This is a genomic window from Tamlana sp. 2_MG-2023, assembly GCF_030548465.1.
Taxonomy (GTDB): Bacteria; Bacteroidota; Bacteroidia; order Flavobacteriales; family Flavobacteriaceae; genus Pseudotamlana.
Genome location: NZ_JAUOSF010000002.1, coordinates 287,316 through 311,100, shown reverse-complemented (window position 1 = coordinate 311,100; position 23,785 = coordinate 287,316). Strand labels below are relative to the sequence as shown.

Annotated in this window: 18 protein-coding genes and 1 pseudogene; 11 read left to right on the top strand and 8 right to left on the bottom strand. The window is 31.6% G+C overall.

The genetic code is table 11. The annotated features are described in order from the left end of the window. Window positions 1-2 precede the first annotated feature (2 nt). Genes lpxA through Q4566_RS04415 form a run of 4 tightly spaced genes read right to left on the bottom strand, consistent with a single transcriptional unit; the run spans window position 3 to window position 4,482 of the window. On the bottom strand, window positions 3-788 hold the full coding sequence (lpxA, locus tag Q4566_RS04430; RefSeq protein WP_303418769.1) for an acyl-ACP--UDP-N-acetylglucosamine O-acyltransferase: 786 nt from the start codon (window positions 786-788) through the stop codon (window positions 3-5). Window positions 789-791: 3 nt separating this feature from the next. Further along, window positions 792-2,198: a bifunctional UDP-3-O-[3-hydroxymyristoyl] N-acetylglucosamine deacetylase/3-hydroxyacyl-ACP dehydratase gene (locus tag Q4566_RS04425; protein ID WP_303418767.1), complete on the bottom strand. Its 1,407-nt coding sequence runs from the start codon at window positions 2,196-2,198 to the stop codon at window positions 792-794. Further along, window positions 2,185-3,210, bottom strand: coding sequence for a UDP-3-O-(3-hydroxymyristoyl)glucosamine N-acyltransferase (gene lpxD, locus Q4566_RS04420; RefSeq protein ID WP_303418764.1), 1,026 nt, complete (start codon window positions 3,208-3,210; stop codon window positions 2,185-2,187). Before lpxD ends, Q4566_RS04425 begins: the two co-directional genes overlap by 14 nt. Window positions 3,211-3,261: 51 nt before the next feature. Beyond that, window positions 3,262-4,482: an HD domain-containing protein gene (locus Q4566_RS04415; protein ID WP_303418761.1), complete on the bottom strand. Its 1,221-nt coding sequence runs from the start codon at window positions 4,480-4,482 to the stop codon at window positions 3,262-3,264. Window positions 4,483-4,522: 40 nt separating this feature from the next. Between Q4566_RS04415 and Q4566_RS04410 the strand changes: the two genes are divergently transcribed. The 7 genes and pseudogenes from Q4566_RS04410 to aroB all read left to right on the top strand — a co-directional run bounded on the left by Q4566_RS04410 (window position 4,523) and on the right by aroB (window position 11,223). After that, window positions 4,523-6,076, top strand: coding sequence for a bifunctional response regulator/alkaline phosphatase family protein (locus Q4566_RS04410; RefSeq protein ID WP_303418758.1), 1,554 nt, complete (start codon window positions 4,523-4,525; stop codon window positions 6,074-6,076). Between the two features lie 74 nt (window positions 6,077-6,150). Next, the gene (gene tsaE, locus Q4566_RS04405) at window positions 6,151-6,555 is read left to right on the top strand and encodes a tRNA (adenosine(37)-N6)-threonylcarbamoyltransferase complex ATPase subunit type 1 TsaE (RefSeq protein WP_303418755.1); all 405 of its coding nucleotides are present in this window, start codon (window positions 6,151-6,153) and stop codon (window positions 6,553-6,555) included. Window positions 6,556-6,714: 159 nt separating this feature from the next. Beyond that, on the top strand, window positions 6,715-7,914 hold the full coding sequence (locus tag Q4566_RS04400) for an alanine dehydrogenase (protein ID WP_303418753.1): 1,200 nt from the start codon (window positions 6,715-6,717) through the stop codon (window positions 7,912-7,914). 39 nt (window positions 7,915-7,953) lie between these two features. After that, complete coding sequence (locus Q4566_RS04395; RefSeq protein WP_303418751.1) at window positions 7,954-8,328, top strand: hypothetical protein; 375 nt, start codon at window positions 7,954-7,956, stop codon at window positions 8,326-8,328. A 1-nt stretch (window position 8,329) separates the two neighbouring features. After that, complete coding sequence (locus tag Q4566_RS04390) at window positions 8,330-8,923, top strand: sugar transferase (RefSeq protein ID WP_303418748.1); 594 nt, start codon at window positions 8,330-8,332, stop codon at window positions 8,921-8,923. Between the two features lie 20 nt (window positions 8,924-8,943). Beyond that, a pseudogene (locus Q4566_RS04385) lies at window positions 8,944-10,013 on the top strand (polysaccharide biosynthesis protein). Window positions 10,014-10,155: 142 nt separating this feature from the next. Continuing rightward, the gene (aroB, locus tag Q4566_RS04380) at window positions 10,156-11,223 is read left to right on the top strand and encodes a 3-dehydroquinate synthase (RefSeq protein ID WP_303418745.1); all 1,068 of its coding nucleotides are present in this window, start codon (window positions 10,156-10,158) and stop codon (window positions 11,221-11,223) included. Between the two features lie 104 nt (window positions 11,224-11,327). On the opposite strand, the gene Q4566_RS04375 is transcribed toward aroB, so the two are convergent. From Q4566_RS04375 to Q4566_RS04360, 4 genes are read right to left on the bottom strand one after another with little or no spacing between them, the layout of a single operon-like run. Further along, the gene (locus Q4566_RS04375; RefSeq protein ID WP_303418742.1) at window positions 11,328-13,700 is read right to left on the bottom strand and encodes a tyrosine-protein kinase; all 2,373 of its coding nucleotides are present in this window, start codon (window positions 13,698-13,700) and stop codon (window positions 11,328-11,330) included. Between the two features lie 3 nt (window positions 13,701-13,703). Then, window positions 13,704-14,477 carry a polysaccharide biosynthesis/export family protein gene (locus Q4566_RS04370; RefSeq protein ID WP_303418739.1) on the bottom strand — a complete coding sequence of 258 codons (774 nt, stop codon included), beginning with the start codon at window positions 14,475-14,477 and terminating at the stop codon, window positions 13,704-13,706. Window positions 14,478-14,506: 29 nt separating this feature from the next. Next, complete coding sequence (locus tag Q4566_RS04365) at window positions 14,507-16,459, bottom strand: nucleoside-diphosphate sugar epimerase/dehydratase (RefSeq protein ID WP_303418737.1); 1,953 nt, start codon at window positions 16,457-16,459, stop codon at window positions 14,507-14,509. Further along, complete coding sequence (locus Q4566_RS04360) at window positions 16,456-17,586, bottom strand: DegT/DnrJ/EryC1/StrS aminotransferase family protein (RefSeq protein ID WP_303418735.1); 1,131 nt, start codon at window positions 17,584-17,586, stop codon at window positions 16,456-16,458. The genes Q4566_RS04365 and Q4566_RS04360 overlap by 4 nt, the downstream gene beginning before the upstream one ends. Window positions 17,587-18,413: 827 nt before the next feature. Here Q4566_RS04360 and Q4566_RS04355 point away from each other — a divergent pair. From Q4566_RS04355 to Q4566_RS04340, 4 genes are read left to right on the top strand one after another with little or no spacing between them, the layout of a single operon-like run. Next, the gene (locus Q4566_RS04355) at window positions 18,414-19,397 is read left to right on the top strand and encodes an SDR family oxidoreductase (protein ID WP_303418732.1); all 984 of its coding nucleotides are present in this window, start codon (window positions 18,414-18,416) and stop codon (window positions 19,395-19,397) included. Window positions 19,398-19,402: 5 nt separating this feature from the next. Further along, window positions 19,403-20,782: a nucleotide sugar dehydrogenase gene (locus Q4566_RS04350; protein ID WP_303418730.1), complete on the top strand. Its 1,380-nt coding sequence runs from the start codon at window positions 19,403-19,405 to the stop codon at window positions 20,780-20,782. Between the two features lie 3 nt (window positions 20,783-20,785). Beyond that, on the top strand, window positions 20,786-22,066 hold the full coding sequence (locus tag Q4566_RS04345; protein ID WP_303418727.1) for a nucleotide sugar dehydrogenase: 1,281 nt from the start codon (window positions 20,786-20,788) through the stop codon (window positions 22,064-22,066). A 31-nt stretch (window positions 22,067-22,097) separates the two neighbouring features. After that, window positions 22,098-23,624, top strand: a complete 1,527-nt coding sequence (locus Q4566_RS04340) for a lipopolysaccharide biosynthesis protein (RefSeq protein ID WP_303418724.1) — start codon at window positions 22,098-22,100, stop codon at window positions 23,622-23,624. The last annotated feature ends 161 nt before the right edge of the window (window positions 23,625-23,785 follow it).

Sequence of the window (23,785 nt, the reverse complement as noted above, 5' to 3'; positions counted from 1 at the left end):
ATTTAATTTGATTTAAAATATCCTTTCATAATGCCTCGATGTGAATTCTTAATAAATTGAAGAATCTCATCACGCTCTGGAGTTGCCTCCATTTCTGCTTCTATAATTTCTGCAGCCTGCGTATTGTTATAATTTTTCTGATAGAGAATTCTATAAATATCTTGAACTTCTCTAATTTTATCTGTTGTAAATCCTCTACGTCTTAGTCCTACCGAATTAATTCCCACATAAGATAAAGGCTCACGAGCTGCTTTAACGAATGGCGGAACATCTTTTCTTACTAAAGAACCTCCTGTAACAAAAGCATGATTACCAATAGATACAAATTGATGAACAGCTGTCATACCAGCTAAAACAACATAATCACCAACAGAAATGTGTCCTGCTAAGGTGCTATTGTTAGAAAAAATACAGTTGCTTCCCACCACACAATCGTGTGCAATATGGCAATATGCCATAATTAAACAATTATCACCAACCACAGTTTTCATTTTGTCGGTTGTTCCTCTATTGATAGTCACACACTCTCTAATGGTTACATTGTTTCCAATTTCAACCGTGGTATCTTCATCATTGTATTTTAAGTCTTGAGGAACAGCTGAAATCACTGAACCTGGAAATATATTACAGTTCTTACCAATTCGAGCACCTTCCATTATGGTAACATTGCTTCCTATCCAACTGCCCTCGCCAATAATCACGTTATTGTGAATGGTTGCGAAAGGTTCTATTACAACGTTTTTTGCAATTTTTGCACCTGGGTGCACATATGCCAAAGGTTGATTCATAATTTATTTTACTTTAGAAATTTGTGCCATTAATTCTGCTTCTGCACAAAGCTTACCGTTTGCATAAGCATAACCTTGCATATGACAAATTCCACGACGAATTGGTGTAATTAACGAACATTTGAAGATTAAAGTGTCACCTGGAACCACCTTTTGCTTAAATTTAACATTATCCATTTTCATGAAAAAGGTTAAATAATTTTCTGGGTCTGGTACCGTATTTAAAACGAGTATGCCTCCTGTTTGTGCCATGGCTTCACATATTAATACGCCTGGCATTACCGGTGCTCCTGGAAAATGGCCTTTAAAGAACTCCTCGTTCATGGTCACATTTTTTTGAGCAATAACATAATTATCTGTAAGTTCGAACACCTTATCAATTAACAAAAATGGCTGTCTGTGAGGTAACATGGCCATAATTTGATTCACGTCCATTAAAGGCGTTGCATGCAAATCTATATTTGGTACATTATTTCTACGTTCGTTTTTTATAATTTTTGATAGCTTTTTAGCAAATTGTGTGTTTACAAAATGCCCTGGCTTATTCGCTATCACCTTACCTTTTATACGTGTTCCAACAAGTGCTAAATCACCAAGAACATCTAATAACTTGTGTCTTGCAGCCTCATTAGGATGGTGTAACGTTAAATTATCTAATATTCCGTTAGGTTTAATACTAATACTGTCTTTTTTAAAGGCCACTTTAAGTTTCTCTAAAGTTTCTGGTGATAATGCTTTATCTACATAAACAATAGCATTATTTAAGTCACCGCCTTTAATTAAGCCATTTTCTAAAAGCATTTCAATTTCATGTAAAAAACTGAAAGTACGAGAATTAGAAATATGCTCTTTAAAATCTGAAATTTTATTAAGCGTTGCATTCTGCGTACCTAAAACTTTTGTACCAAAGTCTACCATCGTAGTAATTTGATATTCAGTTGCAGGCATAATAAGTATTTCACTTCCACTATCCTCATCGATATAAGAGACAATATCTGTGATTTCAAATTCTTCTCTAAACGAATCAAGTTCAACAATTCCTGCCTTTTCAATAGCTTCAACAAAAAATTTAGACGACCCATCCATAATAGGAGGCTCAGAAGCGTCTAATTCAATTACAACATTATCAATATCCAAACCAACTAATCCGGCTAAGACATGTTCTGATGTTTGAATAATAACGCCATTTTTCTCTAAACAAGTACCGCGCTGTGTATTAGTTACATAATTTGCATCCGCTTGAATTACAGGCTCACCTTCTAAATCAATACGCTTAAATACAAATCCTGTATTTGCTTCTGCTGGTTTAAAAGTTAAGGTTACGTTTTTACCTGTATGTAACCCAACACCATTTAAAGAAACACTGTCTTTAATTGTTTTTTGTTTGATTTCAGTATTAACTATTCCCATTTGTTTTTTCTAAATCGTTTATGTTTTTAACTATCGCAGGCAAATTTTTAAAATGAACATAGGCCTTATTATAGTCACTTAGTTTTATTGCAGGAGAGCCTTGAAGCATCTCGTTATCTTTTACATTTCTACCAATACCCGATTGTGCTTGTATCCTAACATTATTACCTATAGTAATATGTCCAGCAATACCAACTTGCCCTCCAATTTGGCAATGTTTTCCTATTTTAGTGGAGCCAGCAACACCTGTTTGAGCAGCAATGACTGTATTTTCTCCAACTTCAACATTATGTGCTATTTGAATTTGATTATCCAACTTGACACCATTTCTAATAATTGTTGAACCTAAAGTAGCCCTGTCAATCGTGGTAGCTGCTCCAATATCAACAAAATCTTCAATAATAACATTTCCTATTTGAGGAATCTTACTATACCCACCTTCTTCGTTTGGCGCAAAACCAAATCCATCAGCACCTATAATAGCACCAGAATTGATAACACAATTCTTACCGATAATGGTTTCAGAGTAAATTTTAGCTCCGGCAAATACAATGGTATTATCTCCTAACACTACATTTTCTCCTATATATGCGTTTGGAAAAATCTTGACATTATCTCCTAAAACCACATTGTCAGCAATATAGCTAAAAGCTCCAACATAAAGATTGTCACCATATGTTGCAGATTCTGAAATAAATGAAGGATTTTCTACCCCTACTTTATTAAGTTTAACAGAATTATAATATTCTAAAATTTTTGAAAAAGCTAGATAAGCATCATCCACTTTAATTAAAGTGGTTTCAACCTTATGTTCTGGTACAAAGCTCTTATTTACAATCGTAATAGAAGCTTTTGTACTGTATATATGATGTTTATATTTTGGATTTGCTAAAAACGTTAATGCGCCCTCAAAACCTTCTTCAATTTTAGAAAGCTTTGATACTTCAACATTAGGATTTCCTTCAACATCTCCTTCAAGTATTCCCGCTATTTGTTCTGCTGTAAATTTCACTATTAAAGTTTGATGTTTTTTTTATAATGTGCAAAAATAGGAAAAAATGTGTTAAAATTTATCCTTAGGATAGCAGATATAATATTTAGTTACTGGTTTGGACAAAGCTTTTAAGTTTAATTGATCTGAAGCTTTAACAATATCCTGTATTTTCCCTGATTTGTGTAAAATATTAATACGCTTATCTTTAATATGATACGCTTGGTTAGAAATTTGCCCTGAAAAAACAAAATATTGTGCCTCTTCCTTAGTGATTTTATACGATTCCATTAAAGCTTCCGTGCGTTTTTCAAGACTTTGGTTCTTAATGTTTTTGTTTCTAACTTTAATTTTAAGCAAATGTCTATTAATAATCATTTTGCATAATTCACTCAACACAAAATCATCATGAGATTGCCATTCCTTCATGGCAGAAATAATATCATAATCATCCAATTGTGAAAAAACATCGAGAGTTTTATCGTCAAAATTATCTGTAGAGATTTTATTATTTAAAAAATACATTAATGCTTTACTTGCCTTTAAATCACGCCCTAAATCATGCAATTCATTAGCACGTTTTAAAACCCTAATTAGCAACTGCTCTGCAACCAAGCCTGTTTTATGAAGATAAACCTGCCAATACATTAAACGTCTGGCAATGATGAATTTTTCAACACTATAAATGCCTTTTTCCTCAACAACTAATTCATCATCAACAACATTTAACATCGTAATTAAACGTTCGCTATTAATGTTTCCTTCAGCTACACCGGTATAAAAACTATCTCTTTTTAAATAATCGGCACGATCCATGTCTAATTGACTCGAAATAAGCTGAAATAGAAATTTTCGAGAATATTCACCCTTAAAAATTTGAATGGCTAGCGTTAAACTTCCGTTAAATTCAACATTCAAACGCTCCATAAAAAGCAATGAAATCTCTTCGTGGGATACATTATTTACGATACTATGTTCCATAGCATGGGAGAAAGGTCCATGACCAATATCGTGCAATAATATCGCTACATACAAGCCAGTCTCCTCTTCTTCTGATATGCTAACCCCTTTAAAACGAAGTACATTAACCGCTTGTTGCATTAAATGAACACAACCAATAGCATGGTGAAATCTCGTATGATGTGCTCCTGGATAAACCAAGTACGACATTCCCATTTGGGTAATTCTACGTAATCTCTGGAAATATTTATGCTGAATTAAATCGAAAATTAGCGAATTAGGAATCGTAATAAATCCGTAAATTGGGTCGTTTAATATTTTAAGTTTATTCAAACTTTAAATTTTACAATTAAATATTTACAAATATAGCTATATGAACACAATAAAAATACTTTGGGTGGATGATGAAATTGATTTATTAAAACCTCATATTCTATTTCTAGAAAAGAAAAACTACAAAGTAACCAAATGCAAAAGTGGCACAGAAGCTATTGATGTTTTAGATGAAGAAAATTTCGATATCGTTTTTTTAGATGAAAACATGCCTGGGCTTACGGGACTAGAAACTTTAAATGAAATAAAAGCAAAAAAGGACAACCTTCCTGTAGTTATGATTACCAAAAGTGAGGAAGAATACATTATGGAGGAAGCTATTGGAAATAAAATAGCTGATTACCTTATAAAACCAGTAAATCCTAATCAAATTCTACTTTCTCTAAAAAAGAATTTAGATCATTCTAGACTAATTTCAGAGAAAACAACCTCAAATTACCAACAAGAATTTAGAAAAATATCGATGGATTTGTCCATGGTAAATTCTTATGAAGAATGGTATAGCCTCTACCAGAAACTTATTTATTGGGAAATACAGCTTGAGGAAATTGAAGATATTGGGATGTTTGAGATTCTAGAATCTCAAAAAAGCGAGGCCAATTCACAATTTGGTAAATTTATTGAAAAAAATTATGAAGATTGGTTTCTACCAAATACCGACGCGCCAATTATGTCTCATACCTTATTTAGAGAAAAAATTGTTCCTGAAATTAGTAAAGAACAACCAACATTATTAATTGTTATTGATAATTTACGCTATGATCAATGGAAAGTTTTCGAACCTATAATTAACAACTACTATAAAAAGGAAAAAGAAGAAGCGTTTTTCAGCATTTTACCTACTGCTACACAATATGCAAGAAATGCTATTTTTTCAGGCTTAATGCCTTCTGATATGGAAAAATTATTTCCAGAGTATTGGAAAAACGACACCGATGAAGGCGGTAAAAATTTACATGAAGCCGATTTTTTAGAAACACAATTAAAGCGTTTAGGCTTATCCCATTTAAATCATGAGTATCATAAAATTACCAGTTTAAAATCAGGCAAAAAATTAGCCGAGAATTTTAAATCTCTTAAAGACAACGACCTATCTGTGATTGTTTACAATTTTGTAGATATGCTTTCACATTCTAAAACAGAAATGGAAGTTATAAAAGAACTTGCTTCTAACGACAAAGCTTACAGGTCTTTAACATTGAGCTGGTTTAAAAACTCACCATTATTAGAAATGATTCAACAAGCCCAACAATTAGGCTTTAAACTTATATTAACTACCGATCATGGTACAATTAATGTAAAAAATCCATCAAAAGTAGTTGGAGATAGAGACACCAGTTTAAACTTACGCTACAAAACTGGCAGAAGCTTAACTTATGATAAAAAAGAAGTTTTGGTTGCAAAAAACCCGAAAGATTTACATCTGCCAGCGATTAACATGAGTAGCTCTTTTATTTTTGCAAAAGGTGATTCCTTTTTTGCTTATCCTAATAACTACAATCATTATGTGAGTTATTTTAGAAACACATACCAACACGGTGGTGTTTCTCTGGAAGAAATGATTATTCCTTTCGCTGTTTTTAATCCGAAATAGAAAATTGCACAAGGTTTCTTTTTAGGTTTTACATAAACTAATTATTAATTTTACACTCTTTAAATTATTCAATATTGGAAATAACCTATAATCTAACTGAAATTGAGGAAGTAGCTAAAAAAGTCATCAGCAACTCAAAAACTAAAACTATTCTTTTTTATGGTGAAATGGGCGTTGGTAAAACCACACTTATAAAGAAAATAGTAGAAAGTTTAGGTAGCGAAGACGAAGTGAGCAGCCCAACCTTCTCTATTGTAAATGAATACAATTTAAAGGAAGGCAAGCTTTATCATTTTGATTTATATCGTTTAAAAAGCACCGAAGAAGCCTATGATTTTGGAATTGAAGATTATTTAGATTCTGATCATTGGAAACTCATTGAATGGCCTGAAAAAGTAGATGCCAGTTTGTTTGATACCTTTGACGAAGTACATATTACTAGCGATGGTAGTAATAGTCGTATTTTAAAATTGAATTAAAAGGAAAACTTGCCAATCAAGTATTAACCGTTGAAATTTAGACATCCTGTTATAATCTTCTGCAAAAAAATATAAACTACTAAACGAACAAATTTATTAGTTTAGAAGGTTCTATAGCAAATTTATTTGTAATTTGAATTTTTATTAAGCGCACCAATAATGTCTAAACAATTATCACCTTTTACTAAGCAGCAGCTTATTCCTCAGGAAGAAACTCTAGAGATTTTCAGAAAAAAAGGAGAGCTTTTTATAGGAATACCTAAAGAAACTGCTTTTCAAGAAAAAAGAATTTGTTTAACACCAGATGCCGTTTATGCTTTAGTTAGTAATGGTCACCGTGTTTTAATGGAGTCTGGGGCTGGTAGTGGTGCTAATTTTACAGACAAAGACTATAGTGAAGCTGGGGCCGAAATAACAAAAGATACAGCAAAGGTTTTTTCCTGCCCAATGATTCTAAAAGTAGAACCTCCTACTCTAGATCAAATTAAAATGATTAATCCGCAAACCATTTTAATTTCAGCCCTACAATTAAAAACACAATCTAAAAAATACTTTGAAACCTTAGCAACAAAGCGAATAACCGCCTTAGCTTTTGAGTTTATACGAGATACAGATGGTAGTTACCCTGCCGTAAAATCATTAAGTGAAATTGCTGGAACTGCCTCTGTTTTAATAGCTTCGGAGTTATTATCGGAAACTAAAAATGGTAACGGACTCATGTTTGGTAATATAAGCGGTGTTCCTCCTTTAGAAGTAGTTATTTTAGGAGCTGGAACTGTAGGCGAATTTGCAGCTAGAAGTGCTCTAGGTTTAGGTGCTGGCGTAAAAGTATTTGACAATTCCATTACAAAACTAAGACGAATACAAACCCATCTTGGTCGTCCATTGTTTACTTCAACCATCCAGCCAAAAAATTTATCAAAAGCATTAAAACGCTGTGACGTAGTTATTGGAGCTGTTAGAGGAACAAACAGAGCGCCTATTGTAGTTACCGAAACTATGGTAGAATCTATGAAAAAAGGAGCCATTATCATTGATGTTAGTATTGATATGGGAGGTTGTTTTGATACCAGCGAGGTCACCTCTCATAAACAACCTACCTTTGTAAAACATAATGTCGTGCATTATTGTGTTCCAAACATCCCGGCTAGATACCCCCGTACTGCTTCTGTTTCAATTAGTAATATATTTACGCCTTACCTTTTAAAAATTGCAGAAGATGGCGGAATTGAAAATTCTTTAAGATTAGACAGAGGTTTAAAAAATGGGTTGTATTTTTACCACGGAATTTTAACAAGCAAACCTGTTGGTGAATGGTTCGGTTTAAAATATAGTGATATCAATTTACTTATATTTTAATAGATCACCTATTTTATTGCGCTCAACTCTATCTATTAAATGAAACTTATTCAACGTATTGGCTACTATCTTGGTGGTTTTTCAATAGGCCTAGTATTATTAGCTTTTTTTTTAAGCGGAAAAAAAACATCATGTAGTTATGGTCCAGATGCTAGAGTTCTGAAAAACATCAACACCAAAAAAATTCAATATAGTTCTGAAGCAAACCTTGTCATTAATCAAAAACTTACAGATTCAACAGAGGTGCTTTGGGTACTAAAAAAAGGAGATATCAATTTTTCAGAAAGCAAACCTAGACAAGAACCTTGTGGCTACTATGCTGTGGAAGGTGAAGTTAATGATAAAGACATAAGCCTTATTGTTGAAAATTGCGACAGTATTGCTACAATTAAAAGTATTAAACTAATCAAGTAAGATGATAAAACGTTGTTTTGACTTCACTTTTGTTTTAATTGGGTTAATACTTCTATTTCCGATATTTTTAATAATAATTATTCTTATTAAATTCGATTCTCCTGGTCCCGTATTTTTTGTTCAAAGCCGTGTTGGGAAAAACAACAAAGATTTTAATATTTATAAGTTTAGAACCATGCGTATACAATCCGATTCCAAGGGATTGTTAACACTCGGAAATCATGATTCACGAATAACCAAAGCTGGTTACATACTAAGACGTTACAAGATTGATGAGTTTCCGCAATTAATCAACATCCTTAAAGGAGACATGAGTTTTGTAGGACCAAGACCTGAATTGCGTTATTACGTTAATTTTTATAGTGAAGATGATATGCGGATTTTTCAAGTTAGACCGGGTATTACGGGTCTTGCTTCTCTAAAATATAGAAATGAGGTTGAACTTCTTGAAAAAGCAGAAGATCCTGAAAAATTCTTTATAGAAACTATAATTCCAGATAAATTAAAATACAACAAGGAGTATATAAAAAAGAGAAATTTCTTTTTTGACCTGAAACTAATTATGCTTACTGTAGTTAAAGTAATTACTAAGTAATTTTTATAAATATTGCTTCAATGAATATTCCTAACGCCAAAATTATTGATGAATTGCTTTCAGAGTCAGGACTTTTCCCTTTTATAAAAACCACTCCAGAGGAAATTCCATTCTTTAATTTTTCTGAAGAAACCATAGTAATCACAGGAGCCGCTGGAACTATTGGAAGCGAACTTACTAAACAATTAGCAAAGAGCACATTCAAGAAACTTATATTAATTGATTTTGCTGAATCTCCACTTTACAATTTAATTAAAGACTTAGAATTTGAAAATACTTCTAATGTTGTTTTTAAGCTACTAGATATTACCAACGAAGCTGCTTAAAAAACATCTTTACCGTGTTTAATCCTTCAATTGTTATTCATACAGCTGCGTATAAACACGTGCCCCTTTTAGAGCAAAACCCATACAAAGCTGTAGAAAATAATATTTTTGGAACTAAAACACTAGCAGACCTATCAATAGAACACCATGTAAATAAATTTATTTTTATCTCAACAGACAAAGCGGTTAACCCGATAAATATCATGGGAATATCTAAACGTATTAGTGAAAATTATTTATGTTACTTGAATTCAGTTTCGAATACCACATTTATCAATACCCGATTTGGAAACATCATAGGGTCTAATGGCTCAGTAGTACCTTTATTGAAAAAACAAATAGAATTAAGCCAGCCCATCATCCTAACTAGCGAGCGTATTTCTAGATATTTTATTAGTAAACACAAAGCATGTCAGTTAATTTTAAAAATTGCTGAAATTGAAAACGTACACGAGCGCACATTTACTTTTAATATGGGAGCTCCTATTAAAATTAGTGATTTAGTAGCGCGCCTACTCTTTAATTATTCTATAGACCCGAAATCGGTTTCAATTAAAATCACCGAATTACGTCCTGGAGAAAAACTACATGAAGATATAATATCCGATTCGGAGCGCTTGAAACCATCAGGTATAAAAGATGTGTTTATAGTAGAATCTTCGAAAGATGAGAAAATAAAAGCATTCGATTTCAGTAAATTAAAATCAATATCTCCCAACGACTCACCTGAAGGTATAAAATTAATATTGTTGAGTTATATTTAAAAATTGCTGTATCTCTTGAATTCCTTCAGAACAGGCATGTGTAATTTCATCGGTATAATTTGATTGAAATATAATTATAGCTTAATTATCATTTTATATAAAATCTCCTTAATTTCACGTCCTTAAATTATAATTAATATTTATGGACTCTATTACTGCAAATGATAGTCTAATTCATTTCAATAACACATGCTATTCTTCATTAAATGAATACTTAGTAAAAAATAACTTTTCTAAAATTTTTATATTAGTTGATGAAAATACACATCAATTCTGTTTACCGCTTTTTTTAGAACAATTACAAACTGAAGTAACTATTGAAATTATTGAAATTGAATCTGGAGAAATAAACAAAAACATAGATACTTGTGTTGGCGTTTGGAATACACTTTCAGATTTAAATGCAGACAGAAAAAGTTTAATTATAAATATTGGTGGTGGCGTAATTACCGATTTAGGAGGTTTTGTTGCTTGCACGTTTAAACGTGGTATTTCATATGTTAATGTGCCGACTACCCTACTTTCTATGGTTGATGCTTCCGTGGGAGGAAAAACAGGTGTAGATCTAGGCCATTTAAAAAATCAAATTGGTGTAATAAGCAGTGCCGATTTAGTTTTAATAGATACAAAGTATTTAGATACCTTACCAAAAAACGAAATGCGATCTGGTTTAGCTGAAATGCTAAAACACGGACTCATAACTGGACAGTCCTATTGGAGCAAATTTGAAGACTTATCTAAATTATCTTTAGATGATTTAGATGGTTTAATTCATGAATCGGTTGAAATTAAGAAAAATGTTGTTGAAATTGATCCTTTTGAAAACGGACTAAGAAAAACATTGAATTTTGGTCATACTCTTGGACACGCTATAGAATCTTATTTTTTAAGTAGCCCTAATAAAACCACTTTACTTCATGGTGAAGCTGTTGTTGTGGGTATGATTTTAGCATGTTATATTTCTAGTGAACTAGTTGGTTTTCCAATGGAGAAAACAGATGCTATAAAATCATTGCTTACTAGTTACTATGGCAAAGTTGATATCGATAAAAACGAACATGCAACCATAATTGAGTTGCTTAAATATGATAAGAAAAACAACCATGGTAATATCAACTTCGTTTTATTAGAAGATATAGGTAAACATAAAATTGATTGCTTGGTTGATGATCAAATAATTATAGACGCTTTTGATTATTATGCTAAATAATTTTCAGACTATACTTTAAAGTTGAAAATCATAAAAAAAGAGGATTAAATTTAAATTTAATCCTCTTTTTTTATGATAAACTAGCCAAAATTCAACAATTCGTGCTATGCTTTCTTTTTACGCTTAAAGAAACTTTTCTTTTCTGGAGTACCATAATATCCATATTTTGCACCATAACCAAAGTTAGCCTCTTTAACATCATTTACTACCAACATCATATGATTCAACTTATTAGCCTCTTTTAATTCTTTCGCGAAATTTAAAATTCTTTTCTCTGTATAACCCGCACGTGTAACATAAAGCGTATGTGCTGCATATTTATGCATTAATAAAGTATCCGTAACTAACATGGACGGAGCTGTATCTACCACAACGTAATCGTAAGCTTCTGAAACCGTATCAAACAACTCTTCTAACCTTTTATCCATTAATAGTTCTGCAGGATTTGGGGGGATTTGACCTGATAATAAAATGTCAATATTAATTTTATTTACCTCCCGCGTATTGATTGTATCACTTAATTTAACACTGTAATTTGATAAATATTCAGATAATCCAACTTCAGTTCTTACATCACTCTTATCTTTTTTAATAGCAGAAAAAATTTGTGGATTTCTTAAATCTGAACCAATTAACAAAACCTTTTTACCGGTATTGGCTAATGTTAAGGCTGTATTCACACTTACAAAAGATTTACCTTCTCCATTAATTGTAGACGTAACAAAAATAACATTTCGATATTTTTGAGCCTTTACATCTCGGTTTAGAAATTCAAAATTGGTTCTAATTATTCTAAAAGACTCCGATAATATAGATCTATCATTATACGTTATTAGCCTATTACTAGTGCTTTTTATGTTTGGTATTTCTCCCAAAACAGTCATCGTCTTTACGTGATTCTCTAAATCTTCTTTATTATGAATTTTAGTATCCATTAAAGTCATAATATAGATGAATCCAAAAGGAATTAAAAAACCAAGTAACATTGTTCCAAAATATAAAGGGGTATTACTATTTTTAAGCCTTCCTAAACTGTAGGCAGAATCAATTATTTTCGCACTAGGCAATGTGGTTGTTTGAGAAATTTCTGCTTCTTCTCTTTTCTGTAATAAATATAGATACAAAGATTCCTTAATGCTCTGTCTTCTTTGGATAGAAATTAATTTACTCTCTTGAGCTGGGACATATGAAATTTTTGAATTTAGGCTACTTAATTGGTTCTGTATACTATTACTTTGTATGCTTAATGTTCTAATATTATTATTTACACTGCCTATTAGATTCTTCTTAATAGAATTTAAAGATTGGTCTAACTCCAACACAACAGAATTATTCTCTCCAGCACTTTTTAACAAAACTCTTCTACGTTCTAAAAGTTCATTGTATCGAACTGCTAATCCACTAATTGAAGCATCCCCAACTCCTAAATTCGAAGGTATCATTTCATAAGTATTGGTTTCCAATAGCCCTAACATATACTCTAACATATTTCGTTTAGTGTTCATTTCTTGTAATTCTTGTTCACTAGACATACTATTGGTGGATAACATACCACTTTTTGAAGAGATATTTGTAATTTGATTACGCACCTTAAATTTTACAATACTATCATCTACACTTACCAAATCGGAAGTTAATGATTCTACTCTATCATCAATGAAGTTCGATGTGTATTCAGCTCTAATTCTATTCTTTTCAATTGTAGCTAAATTATATTCATCTATGAGGGTGTTAATAATATCAATTGATTTATGGACATTAGGAGCATCCATATAGACATCTACAATTTTAGACCCTTCTCCCGATTGCGCTAAATTAATACCTCCCGTTAACTCTCCTATTATATTTTCTATTGAATTAATCGAAACTCTTATATTAGAATCAATAGCCCCCTTAATATTTCCTTTAGGCGTTATAATAATATCTCCAAATGAAGTTGGTATAGACTCACCAAAAGCATACTTTTTTGATATGTCATCTTCATATAATTTAAATTCGAAATTGGAATCAGAAATAATATGAAGGTAAAACTGACTATTAGTTTTTTGAATAATTGAATCAGAAGCTAAAAAATTAATTTCAACTGGCGTATTTTTATATAATTCATATTCGTTTACTCTGCCCAGAATATGATATGTTATATTTAAATTTAATTTTTCAGCAACATTCCCAAGTAACTTACGGGATTTAATGACTTGAATTTCGTCATTAACCATAGAGTTTTCTTCATTAGACATAAGAGATAAATCTTGAAGAACAGCATTGCCCTGCCCGGATTTATTGTCTAAAAGCATTATTTTTGATGTAGCAGAATATAATGGCACTCTATTTTTCGCAATATAATAGGCTATTCCGAAAGCTATTAATGCACTCAATACAAACCATTTCCAATGCTTTAAATAGGTTGATATTGCTTTTTTAAAATCAAATTTATTAGCTTCTTCTTTTGAAGCAACATTTTTCGTCTCTAAACCCATATTTTAATTCTGTATTAAAAGCCCAATAGTTATTGCTAGTCCTAATAATGATGCTACTAAACCTATTCTCGCATCACCAGAACCTGCACTTATCCCTTTTGTATTTGGCTGTACATATACTACATCATTTTGAGTTAAAAAATATACTGGCGAATTAAATAATTCCTTATTTGTGATATCAATTCTTGTATACGTTTTTGAACCGTTAAAATCCCTTATCACTAAAACATTATCCCTTCTTCCTGTAATAGTTAAATCTCCTGCACTCGCTATCGCTTCTAAGATGGTTACACGTTCTCCAGAAATTGGATAAACACCAGGTTTATTAACTTGACCTAGGACTGAAATTTTATAATTTTTTATTCTAATAATAACAACGGGATTTTTTAATAATTTCCCTTCTTCAAATTTCTTTTTAAAGACCTCTTTTGCTTCTTCAATAGTTAAACCCACTAACTTAACCTTACCTAAAACTGGATAATCGATATTCCCGTCAGGGTCGATTAGGTAATCTAGGGCTACGCCTTCACCTTGCCTACCGTTAGTTGATTCAACTAGGTTGTAGGGTTGTGTGACCGATAAATCCAAGGTGGAAATAAAAATATTAAGGATATCTCCCGTTTTTAGTCTAGCGTTAAAAGTATCGGTATCGACCACACTTTCAAAGTTTTTTGCATTTTGAAAGTATACAATATCCTTTTTTGTTGTACAAGAAGAGGTAATTCCTAAAATTAATATAAGTACTATTAATCTGTTAACCGAAACCGATATTTTCATAATGTTACTATTTGGGGTTTTTATAAAATTTATATATTCTTATACGTTTTTCCGGAACCATCTTTCAATAAATTCTTAGCTTTTTTATAATGCTGAACTTGTTTGTCAAATCTTTCATAATCTGAATTATTCGATTTGTATTCAGGAATTAATCTTTTCATTTTCAGAACTATATTATTATTTTGAAAACGATTTATCATACATAATTCTTCAATTTCTGATTTAACTTTAGCATATTGTAATTCCCTCGTTCTACTAATCATAATTTTCTTATGATATGTTGAAAGTGTATTTTCTCCATTAGCTAATAATTCTTCATATAATTTTTCTCCAGGTCTCAACCCTGTTATCTTAATATCAATGTCTTCTGGGTACCTTAAACCAGATAGCTTAATCATATTTTTAGCTAAATCAAATATTTTCACAGACTCCCCCATGTCGAATATAAATATTTCACCTCCTTTACCCATGGTACCAGCCTCAAGAACCAATTGAGAGGCCTCTGGAATAGTCATAAAATATCGCGTAATTTCTTGATGGGTTAAAGTTAAAGGGCCTCCTTTTTCTATTTGTTTTTTGAATAATGGTATTACCGATCCATTTGACCCTAAAACATTACCGAATCGTGTTGTGATAAACTTCGTCTTACTCTGTTTTTGCAAACAACTTATGTACATTTCTGCCATACGTTTTGTTGCCCCCATAACACTAGTAGGATTTACTGCCTTATCAGTAGAAATAAAAACAAATTTTTTAACCTTATAACGTGATGCAGTATCAGCCAAAATCTTTGTTCCATTTACATTTATTTTAATGGCCTCATAAGGCGTTTGCTCCATTAATGGTACATGTTTATAAGCAGCTGCATGAAATACCATGGTTGGTTTATATTTTTGAAAAATAGCATCAAGTCTCAAACCATCTCTAATATCTGCAACTATAGCAATAAAATTATGTTTACCATCTCTTTTTAGGTCCTGCTGAACCTCATAAAGTGGTGATTCGGCTTGATCTATCAATATTAACTCCTTGATGTTAAAATTTGATAATTGTTTCACTAGCTCACTCCCAATAGATCCTGCAGCTCCTGTAACAATAACAGTTTCTCCATTAAACTCATTGTTGAGTTTCGGATTATTAATTTCAATTGGTGCACGTCCTAACAAATCTTCAATTTGAACTTGCTTAATTTGCTTGGTGCTTAATTCTCCATTTATCCATTGTTCAATAGGTGGAACTTTGGTTATTTTTACATCAGAATCAATTAATTTATCCACCAAAAACATAAGTTTATCAGTACTTAGTGATTGTGATGCTACAACGATTTCATCAATAGTATTTGACTCTATATAAGAATTCGTAATTAGGCTTCCATTTATGATAGGGACACCATTAATTTTATTTCCACTCTTCTTGAGATTGTCATCTATAAAAGCAACAATTTGAAAAGTTGTGTTAGGATTACTCACTAATGCATTGTAAGTTATAATACCTGAATCGGCTGCTCCATAAATTAAAACACGTTTGGTAGCTGTTAAATTACAGCTTAAGTATTTAAATCCTATTTTAAAAACCAGTCTACTAGCTGCTAGCAATACAAAGCTTAATAAACCATGCATAACAATAATAGAAAGTGGAATCGTAAAACTTGGCATAATGCCAGTTGTTCTATTAAGAAAAACTAACATCACACAAAAACTAGCCATTAAGGCTATGGATTTAAACAAATTTATAACGTCGGTAAAACCAGTATGTCTTATGACACTTTTAAATGAACCAACCATTAAAAAACTAAAAGAGGCTACCACCAAAAGAAACGGTAACTGTATTAACAGGTGTTCTATGTCAAAATTTAATGTGAAATTAAATCGAATAAAATATGCCGCCAAAAATGTTAACAACACTAATGCGAGATCGATGCCAAAAACAAGCCATTTTGAGGCGTATTTATGAGAAAGGAGAGATGCGTAATTCTTAATCATAATTTTGGAGTTTTTAAAATATTTTCCATAATTCTATCTAAATCTTCTTGACTTAAATTAGAACCACTTGGTAAGCACAGGCCTTTGTCAAATAAATCTTCAGACACGCCATTTGTAAAATGTAAACAATCCTTGAAAACCGGCTGGAGATGCATTGGTTTCCATAATGGTCTAGATTCAATATCATCTTCAAGTAAAGTAAGTCTAATTTGTTCTCTTTTAGAGAATGAATCTGTTTTTATACACGTAATCCATCTATTTGCATAAAAACCTTCAACTTCTTCTTGAAATTCAATGGAATCGAATTTTTCTAAATTCATTTTATAGAATTCATAATTATTTCGTCTAGCTTGAACACGATCATCAAGAACTTCCATCTGCCCCCTACCTATACCTGCTAACACATTGCTCATTCTATAATTAAAGCCTACAGTTGAGTGTTCATAATGAGGAGCATTGTCTCTCGCTTGAGTTGAAAGAAAAATAGCCTTTTCTTTTTGCTCTAGGTTATTAACTATCATAGCACCCCCACCTGATGTCGTAATTATTTTATTTCCGTTAAAAGATAAAATTCCAATATCTGAAAGTGTCCCACAAGCTTTATTAAAATAAGTGCTTCCTAAAGCTTCAGCACTATCTTCTACGACTGGAATATTATATTTTTCAGCAACCGCATTAATTTCTTTAACTTTATATGGCATGCCATACAAATGAACGGCTATTATAGCTTTTGGTTTCTTATACTTTTGAATTCTATCTTGAATAGCAATTTCTAACAATTCTGGACACATGTTCCAAGTGTCTTTTTCGCTGTCAATAAAAACAGGTCTTGCTCCTTGATAAATAATAGGGTTGGCAGAGGCAGAAAAAGTAAAACTTTGACATAAAACTTCATCTCCACTGGTAACATTCAATATTTCCAATGCCAAATGAATAGCAGCGGTACCAGAACTTAATACAGCTACTTCTTTTTTATTTCCTAAATATGATTTTAAATCGTTTTCAAAACCATCAACATTAGGCCCTAAAGGAGCTATCCAGTTAGTGTTAAATGCTTCTGACACAAACTTTTGCTCAGAACCTCCCATATGTGGAGAGGATAAATATATTTTCGTTTTCGTTAACATTAATAACTTAAATCTTCAAAATTAATTTTTACTCAATTATTTCCATAAATTACCTGTCACAGTAATTTTACACTATGAAATTTGATTTAATAAAAAATGTGATTGAATCCCTTTTATAATAAAATCAAATCTTAAATTTATTAATAACGCTAATTGTAATTCTCAAATTAAAAAACCATAGTTACATTATATATAATACTATGAATCACGAGAGAGTTTAAAATACCTGTTCCTTAAAATCATTATTACAATTAAACTAATATGCTATTAATCAATTCAATTTTGAATTTTTACAATGTAAATTTAGTAATTGTTTTAATGTCCTAACCTTTCTATTAACTTATTTCGCTAAAAGCATTATTATAATCGGTTAACTACCTTTTTAGATATTTTATAACTGAAAAAAAAGTTTTTAAACGAAAACAGAAACCGAATAATAAATTCATTTTTAAATTGTACATATTAAAAAGTGATAGCTCAGCAATTATCATTAATGTAAAAGCTACACAACAGTTCTTACTATGTATATTTAGTTTTACTATACTTTAGTGCTAAACTATGGTGTTTTTTTCACATCTTTGATTATTGAAATATTACGGTAATTGTAAACGAAAATTCATAAATAAAACACCTCGAAAAAATAATAATACAAGTGTGCTTTGATGATTGCTTACAACAAGCCTAAAAGGCCATTTTTACCGTTTAAAGTAGATTCTTTAGTTATAAAGTCACTTTATCGTTAAAAACGCCTACTTAGTATAATAATATCTTGTTGTAAATTATTTTTTTTCATATTTGTTCGAGATATTAAAAAAAAACCCAAATTAATGTTTGAAAATCTACAAAATAAAACTGTTCTAGTTACAGGTGGTGCAGGATTTATAGGTTCTAACCTTTGTGAAACACTCCTTACTAATAAAATAAAAACAGTTTGTTTAGATAATTTTTCTACAGGAAAAAAAGAAAACATCGCTCCGTTTTTGGATAATAGTCTATTTACCTTAATAGAAGGAGATATTCGAAAACTTGATGATTGTCATAAAGCTTGTAAACATGTAGACTATGTGTTACATGAAGCTGCCTTAGGCTCTGTACCGAGGTCAATTAACGACCCTATCACGACAAACGACGTTAATGTTTCTGGTTTTTTAAATATGCTTGTTGCTGCAAGAGATGCTAACGTGAAACGCTTTGTTTATGCAGCTAGCTCATCAACATATGGTGACCATGAAGCATTACCCAAAGTTGAAGATGTTATCGGTAAGCCGTTATCGCCTTATGCCATTACAAAGTTTGTAAATGAATTATATGCTGATATTTTTCAAAAAACATATGGGTTGGATACTATTGGTTTACGTTACTTCAATGTGTTTGGAAAAAGACAAGATCCAAATGGTGCCTATGCAGCCGTAATTCCATTATTTGTAAAGCAATTTATCAATAATGAATCTCCTATTATTAACGGTGATGGAAGTTATTCTAGAGATTTCACTTTTATAGATAATGTTATTCAAATGAATATTCTATCATTAACTACCACGAACCAAGAAGCCTTGAACACCGTATATAATGTGGCTTATGGTGACAGAACCACTCTTTTAGAATTAGCTACACTATTAAAAAAGCATTTATCTGAATTTGATAAAGAAATTCAAAATATAGAGATAAAACATCGTGACAACAGAGTTGGAGACATCCCCCACTCTCTTGCATCTATAGAAAAAGCAAAAAAACTATTAAAATATAACCCCAAATTTAATATTAACGAAGGCATTAAAGAAGCCGTAAATTGGTATTGGAATAATTTATAATAAAAATGAAAATTAACAAAATTTGTTGCATTGGTGCAGGATATGTTGGAGGCCCCACCATGGCTGTTATCGCTAAAAAAAATCCTAATCTAAGAGTTACCATTGTAGACATAAACGAAGAACGTATTGCTGCTTGGAATGATAGCGATGTATCAAAGTTACCAATCTACGAACCAGGATTAGCCGAAATTGTAGAAGAAACTAGAGGTAAAAACCTGTTTTTTTCAACTGAAATTGACAAAGCTATTGATGAATCTGAGATGATATTCATTTCGGTAAACACCCCTACTAAAACCTACGGTAAGGGAAAAGGCATGGCTGCAGATTTAAAATACGTGGAGCTATGTGCTCGAAACATTGCAAAAGTGGCTACAACAAATAAAATTGTTGTAGAAAAATCTACCCTTCCGGTAAGGACTGCTCAAGCCATTAAAAGTATTTTAAGTAACACTGGAAGTGATGTGAATTTTGATATTTTATCAAATCCTGAATTTTTAGCTGAAGGTACCGCTGTAGAAGATTTATTAAGTCCAGACCGTGTGCTTATTGGAGGTGATTCAGAAGAAGCGATAGAAAGTTTAGCTAATATTTATGGAAGCTGGGTACCACAAGACAGAATTTTAAGAACTAACGTTTGGTCTTCAGAATTATCTAAACTAACAGCTAATGCCTTTCTAGCACAACGTGTATCTTCAATAAACGCTATTTCAGAATTATGTGAACACACTGAAGCTAACGTTGATGAAGTCGCTAAAGCAATAGGAATGGATTCTCGAATTGGCTCTAAATTTTTACAAGCTTCTATAGGTTTTGGTGGATCTTGTTTTCAAAAGGATATTTTAAACTTGGTTTATATAGCCAGAAGCTATGGCTTAAATGAAGTTGCAGATTACTGGGAACAAGTTATTATTCTTAATGACCACCAAAAAAGACGTTTTTCAGACCATTTAATAAAAACACTATATAACACGGTGTCTGGAAAAAAAATAGCAATGCTTGGTTGGGCTTTTAAAAAAGATACAAATGACACAAGAGAATCAGCCGCAATTTATGTTGCCGATCATTTATTAAATGAACAGGCGGAAATTGCCGTTTACGACCCAAAAGTTCTAGAAAGTAAAATCCAATCTGATTTAAATTATTTAAACACGCGTTCTCCAGAAGAAAATAAACAGCTTCTAGTGTCTAAAGATTCGCCGTATGAAGCTTTAGATGATGCGCATGCTGTAGCTATAATGACCGAATGGGATGAGTTTAAGAGCTATGATTGGAAAAAAATATATAAACAAATGAAAAAACCTGCCTTTATTTTTGACGGTAGAAACATTTTAGATAAAGCTGAAATGAATAAAATAGGTTTTGAATATTATTCAATAGGAAAGTAAAAGATGAGTAAAGATAAAATTGCAGTTATAGGACTAGGATATGTTGGACTACCTCTAGCCCGTTTATTTGCTACAAAATATGACGTTGTTGGTTTCGATATTAATCAAAAACGTATTGATGAATTATCTGAAGGTAACGATTTCACATTAGAAGTAGATTCTAAAACATTGAAAGCCGTCTTAAAAACTGAAATCAATGATAATAATGGTCTCTATTTTTCAGCAAATTTAGACGACTTAAAAACATGTAATTACTATGTAGTTACCGTTCCTACCCCTATTGATAAAAATAACAGGCCCGATCTAACACCTTTGTATAAATCTAGCGAAACAGTTGCTCAGGTATTAAAAAAAGGAGACATCGTAATCTATGAATCAACAGTGTACCCTGGAGTTACTGAAGACGAATGTGTTCCGGTTCTTGAAAAAATTAGCGGTTTAAAATTTAATGAAGATTTTTATGCAGGTTATTCTCCAGAACGTATTAACCCTGGAGATAAACTGCACACTGTTGATAAAATTTTAAAAGTAACAGCGGGATCTACCCCAGAAATAGGTAAAAAAGTAGATGCCCTTTATGCTAGTATTATTACTGCAGGAACCCACCTTGCTCCTACTATAAAAGTTGCCGAAGCCGCGAAAGTTATAGAAAACTCGCAAAGAGATATTAACATTGCATTCGTTAATGAATTAGCAAAAATATTCAACCTTATGGATATTGATACTCATTCTGTGTTAGAAGCAGCAGGAACTAAATGGAACTTCCTTCCTTTTAAACCTGGTTTGGTTGGAGGTCATTGTATTGGAGTCGACCCTTATTATTTGGCACAAAAAGCCCAAGAAGTTGGATACCATCCAGAAATTATTTTAGCAGGAAGACGTGTTAATGATAGCATGGGGCAATATGTAGCCTCTGAAGTTGTAAAACTTATGGTTCAGAAAGATATTCGAATTAAAAAATCTAAAATTTTAATTTTAGGAATCACTTTTAAGGAAAACTGTCCAGATGTAAGAAACACCCGTGTTGTTGATGTTATTAAACAATTAGCAACTTACGGTACCGATATTACAATTTACGATCCATGGGCAAACCCTTCGGAGGTAGACCATGAATACAACCTTAAAACAACTCAAGCATTACCAAATACAAAATTTGATGCAGTAGTTTTAACAGTTGCGCATAAGGAGTTTTTAGACAGAGATTTAAATACTTTAATTAATAAAAATGGAGTACTTTATGATGTAAAAGGCATATTGAATAGTAAAGTAGATGGTAGATTGTAACCATAAATATTAACTAAACCAACTTAATATTTTGAGTCAATTAAAAAAAGGAGCTGCTTTAAATTACATAATAATTTTTCTAACTAATGTTGTTGGGCTGTTTCTTACTCCTTTTATTCTTAATCAAATAGGGAAAGTAGAATATGGGATATATACAACTATTGGAGCCTTAATAGGCACAATTTCTATTTTAGATCTCGGATTAAACAATACCATAGTTCGATTTGTAGCAAAATATCGCGCTGAAAAAAATAAAAAGGATGAGGAGAATTTCCTAGCGATAACCATGATAATTTATGGTGTACTTTCCCTTATTATTGTTATTGTAGGTGTCACCTTTTATAGATACATTGATACCTACTTTACTAAAATGACATTAGATGAAATTGATATTGCAAAAACAATCTTTATACTTTTAATCTTTAATTTAGCAATTAGTCTACCTGGAGGAACGTTTCCAGGAATCTGTTATGGGTATGAATCCTTTGTTTTTCCAAAAAAACTTCAAATCATACGATACATTTTAAGAAGTGCTACCGTTGTTGGTATTCTTTTATTTGGCGGAAAAGCTATTGCAATTGTTATTATAGACACTACTTTTAATATTGTTTTTATATGTGTTAACGCTTACTATGTTTTTGTTAAACTGAAAGTAAGATTCAAACTGCACGAATTCTCTATTAAGTACTTAAAAGAAATATTTAGTTATTCAATTTGGATTTTTATTTTTTCTTTTGTGGCAATTATCCAGTGGAAAGTTGGTCATTGGATTTTAGGACGTATCTCAGTACCTGAAGTTCTAACAATATATGGTATTGGAATAATGTTAGGATCATACTACGGAGCCTTTTCTTCAGCAATATCTAGTGTTTTCCTTCCTCGTGCAACAAAAATGACGGTAGACAATGCCTCCGGAGAGGAGTTAACATCTATGATGATTAAAATAGCACGAATCTCTTTTATCGTTCTAATGTATATTTTTGGAGCTTTTGCTTTATTCGGATATCAGTTTGTAGAATTATGGGTTGGAAATGAACTTGGCCCAGAAGGTAGCCACGAAGTCTGGCTTATTGCCCTGTTGATTATGGTGGCTTATACTTTACCTTTAATACAAGGTTTTGGAACGTCAATTTTAGAAGCTAAAGGTAAACTCGCCTTTAAGGCAATTATATCTTTAACTTTCCTTGTTCTTGGTGCTACTTTAGGAGCATTTTTAGCTAAACCATACGGAGCACTAGGTCTAATCTCAGGGTCGTTATCAGGCTGGATTATTGCCCAAAATATAATGAACTTCTATTACAACAATGTTATTGGCCTAAATATTATTAGATTTTTCAAAGAACTCTTAAGTAAAACAATATTAACATTAGCTTTAATTTCCATTATTGGCGTAGCCGTTAGATATATTCCAGGAAATGGATGGTTTAATTTTTTAGCAAAAGCAATTTGCTATACAGTAACATACGCCTTTCTAATTTATAATTTAGGAATGATACCGTTTGAAAAGGAGCTATTTAAGGAATCATTAAATCCTATTTTGAAAAAACTGAAATTTTAATGTTGAAAATTAATAACATATGGTCTATAGAAAATAACAAAAATAATATTTGCGACTTATTACATTTTATTTTAATCTACTTGATTACATATTCCCCGTTAATTCTAAATCAATTTAGCTTTAAAATATTTCTAATCACATTTATTTCCCTTCCCCTATTT